Annotated in this window: 2 protein-coding genes; both read right to left on the minus strand. The window is 63.2% G+C overall.

The genetic code is table 11. The annotated features are described in order from the left end of the window. Window positions 1-527: ABC transporter ATP-binding protein (locus tag AC4FAH_RS14360; RefSeq protein ID WP_490246293.1), on the minus strand; the 527-nt coding region annotated here is incomplete at its 3' end. Between the two features lie 74 nt (window positions 528-601). After that, on the minus strand, window positions 602-1,098 hold a 497-nt coding region (locus AC4FAH_RS14365), incomplete at its 5' end, for an ATP-binding cassette domain-containing protein (protein ID WP_490246290.1).

Consider the following 1,098-nt stretch of genomic DNA (forward strand, 5'->3'; position numbering starts at 1 on the left):
ACGATCTCGAAGATCTGCCCGATCACGATGGGCGCCAGCCCCAGCGATGGCTCATCGAGCAACAACAGCCGCGGCCGACTCATCAGGGCGCGCCCGATGGCCAGCATCTGCTGCTCTCCGCCGGACATGGTGCCGCCGCGCTGCTGAAAGCGCTCCTTGAGACGCGGGAAGAGCCCCAGCACGTGCTCGATACTGCGCTCGTTTTCCTCCTTGCTCTGGTAATAGCCGCCCATGGCAAGATTCTCCTCCACCGTCATGCCGGTGAAGATGCGGCGACCTTCCGGCACCACCGACAGCCCACCGCGCATCACGCGCGCCGTGGGTGTACCGGTGATCTCCTCGCCCTCGAACCACACCCGCCCGCTGGTCGGACGCGGATCGCCACAGATCGACATCAGAAGCGTCGTCTTGCCGGCACCGTTGGCACCGATCAGCGTCACGATCTCGCCCTGACCAACGGCCAGCGAGACATCATTGAGCGCCTGCACCGGCCCGTAGTGGGTAGTCAGATGCTCGAGGGCCAGCATGGCCTCCCGGGGCGCGAGCTCCTCACCGGCAAGCGTGGCCTCGGGTGTCACGTCTTCGACATGCTCACACATGATCACTCTTCCCCCAGATAGGCCTTGATCACGGCATCATTGCGCCGTATGTCTTCCGGACTGCCATCCGCCAGCGGCTGGCCCTGATTGACCACGTAGATGTGGTCCGAGATGCCCATTACCAGACTCATGTCATGCTCGATCAACAGCACCGAGATGCCCTCATCGCGAGTCAGACTGACGATCAGATCATCCAGATCGCGCGTTTCGTTGGGATTGAGGCCCGCCGCCGGCTCATCCAGCATCAGCAGCCGCGGCCTGGCGACCATGCAGCGCGCGATCTCGAGTCGGCGCTGCTGACCATAGGCCAGATTGCCCGCCTCGCGGTTGGCGAATTCGAGCAGACCGACTCGCTCCAGCCAGTCGCCGGCATGCTGCATCAGCGCCTTTTCACTGCGTCGATAGCCCGGCGTCTTGAACAGTCCCTTGAGAAGGTTGCGTTCGGCGTGCATGTGCTGCGCCACCAGCAGATTCTCGATGACGGTCATCTCCTTGAACA

This window comes from Cobetia sp. (assembly GCF_983723665.1).